This is a genomic window from Bifidobacterium sp. UBA6881 (assembly GCA_002451435.1).
Classification (GTDB): Bacteria; Actinomycetota; Actinomycetes; order Actinomycetales; family Bifidobacteriaceae; genus Bifidobacterium.
In genome coordinates, this window is record DKCF01000074.1 from 5395 (window position 1) to 7541 (window position 2147).

Below are 2147 nucleotides of genomic sequence, written 5' to 3' on the forward strand. Positions count from 1 at the left end.
AGTGTCTCATGGGCTTGAGACCGGGCCGCGGTCTTCCGCTTCGCCTGCTCGGGCGCGGGCCCATGTCGCAGCTTGCGCTGGTCGGTGAGCTCGTGAAAGCTTACCGCGACGGTTATTGCATTCATGAATATTCCTTTTGGAATACTTGTGGTATAATCATTGTCGTGAAGCAATCGGAGAGGAGCATCATGGGCTCGAAGACAAAGGACATCGAATGACAGCGGCACTTGGCGACAGGATGCGCAAGCTCATGCAGCAGCACGGCATCAACCAGTCCCAGCTCGCCGCACGAGCCGGGACAACCCAACCGAATATCTCGAAATACCTCGCGGGAGAGCGGGAACCCGCATCGAGCACGCTCGCGAACATAGCCACCGCCCTGCACACCACATCGGAATATCTGTTGGGTCTGCCCGAATCAAACACCGATACGCCGTTCGGTACGATCAAGGCGTACTGCGCCAGGCACGGCGGCGATCTCAGCGAGGAGGAGACGCGGGATCTCATCATGACGCTGCTGACCGCCCGAGAACAAGGAGGACATCAAGGGATACAGGATTGACGACTCGTCGTTTTATCGGGAGTTGAAACAAAGCGTGGTGGACGCGTTCCGACAACTCGGTTATATCAGGCTGCCTGTCGAGCCTTCGGAATTGCTTGAGGCGCATGGAATCCAGACGCTGGCCTATCAGTCGGCTTACGATTCGTTGTCCTTGGACGGGCTGATGGCATTATGTAAGAGCCCGAGCGGCATCTCGTTCACGCTCACCGCGAACGGGTGTGACCTTCGCTTCGTTGCATGCAATCTGCAGGAGTCCCCGGGGCGGGTTCGTTTTACCAAGCTCCATGAGGCCGGCCATCTTCTGCGCGGTCATCTTCAGGATAGCGAGCTTGCGGAGGTCGAAGCTAATTTCTGGGCGAAGTACGCTATCGCTCCACCGGTGCTTGTCGAGGAGCTGGATCTCACTACCGTCGAAGAGATTGTCCAACAGTTCGGCACTTCCGCAGAATGCGCGACGTACATTCTTCAGCAGCACTCGAATTGGCTTCGGCATCGTCAAGATGACAAGGCGATTGATGATAGCATTCTCGAGCTTTACCGTCGGGGTCTGTTGCTGGAGCAACGAGAGGAGGAGACAGCTGGTTTGACGAAGATTGCGCAATAAAAACGGTGCGCGAACCGGCAAGTTCGCGCACCGCGTATCAGACGGTCTCAAATGGATCATCCTGCATATGCCATTGTGCCACCGTCTGGACCACCCACTCATACGAACAGGTGAAGTGCACCGCATTCTCACAACACGGGCGCACTTTCAGACGGCATGCGGTATGACGCCGCAGGAAAGGACATATGGCATATGTCGGACAGCAAGCAACGATATTCGGACAGCTCGCGCAGCTACATCGGCAATGACGTCCCCGGCTCCATGGTGGATCAGGGTCGCTACGACAGAAGCAAAGACCGCGAGGCGAAGTGGAACGAAAGCTGGAAGAGGCAGCCGGTCGATCTCAATGACATCGTCAACCGGTTCACGCCCGGCGTCCAGGGGCGCAGAAAGGGCGTCAAATACGTGTTTGAGAACGCCCGGTGGAGAATCGACGCGGACATGGTGGCAGGCTATCTGCGCATATACGACAAAAGAATGAAGAAAAACGTCAAGCTCAACGGTCTGCCTGGAAGCAACAAAGAAACCCACTTCAAAATTCTCAAGAGAAGGGAAATGTGATCATGGAACTTGTCCTTGTTCTCAGCCTTGAAGGCCTCGACTACTACGGCTATATTCCCGAAACCTTCCAAGCGAAGCCGGGGCAGACGGAATCATTCGAACTAACCGAGGGAGACGAGGATCTCCTCGATAAGGACTTCATCGACCCGATAGACAGGCTGTGCAATTCGCTCATCGACCCTGGAGACGTGGACTACCTCAACGCCGAGCAGTGCAAACTCATGCTCGGCTGGCTCAAGCAACGGCTCACGAAGCCAATCGATCCACGGCTCGAAACGATCTACCGCAAGCTCGTCGAGTTCGCCAACAAGGCCATCGAGCTGAACACCGGCATAGTCTTCGATCTCTAGGCAGGACGGTGAGCGTGAAATCCACCTATGATCTCATCGGCACTTTCTGGGACGGCAGGCCCGTCGACGC

The 2147-nt window shown here is 56.0% G+C and carries 4 protein-coding genes; all 4 read left to right on the top strand.

The features are described 5' to 3' along the window. Positions 1–214 precede the first annotated feature (214 nt). The 4 genes from B3C64_RS05585 (at position 215) to B3C64_RS05600 (ending at position 2077) form a co-directional block, all read left to right on the top strand. Positions 215–562, top strand: coding sequence for a helix-turn-helix domain-containing protein (locus B3C64_RS05585; RefSeq protein WP_291534313.1), 348 nt, complete (start codon positions 215–217; stop codon positions 560–562). Positions 563–584: 22 nt separating this feature from the next. Further along, positions 585–1166: an ImmA/IrrE family metallo-endopeptidase gene (locus B3C64_RS05590; protein WP_291534314.1), complete on the top strand. Its 582-nt coding sequence runs from the start codon at positions 585–587 to the stop codon at positions 1164–1166. Positions 1167–1358: 192 nt separating this feature from the next. Then, on the top strand, positions 1359–1727 hold the full coding sequence (locus tag B3C64_RS05595; protein ID WP_291534315.1) for a hypothetical protein: 369 nt from the start codon (positions 1359–1361) through the stop codon (positions 1725–1727). Between the two features lie 2 nt (positions 1728–1729). Continuing rightward, positions 1730–2077 (top strand): hypothetical protein, encoded by a 348-nt coding sequence (locus B3C64_RS05600; protein WP_291534316.1) that lies wholly within the window; start codon positions 1730–1732, stop codon positions 2075–2077. Positions 2078–2147 lie beyond the last annotated feature (70 nt).

Bases quoted from the DNA above. Each gene is read 5' to 3' on its own strand.
- B3C64_RS05595 (WP_291534315.1), top strand. From the start codon at position 1,359: ATGTCGGACAGCAAGCAACGATATTCGGACAGCTCGCGCAGCTACATC.
- B3C64_RS05600 (WP_291534316.1), top strand. From the start codon at position 1,730: ATGGAACTTGTCCTTGTTCTCAGCCTTGAAGGCCTCGACTACTACGGC.
- B3C64_RS05585 (WP_291534313.1), top strand. From the start codon at position 215: ATGACAGCGGCACTTGGCGACAGGATGCGCAAGCTCATGCAGCAGCAC.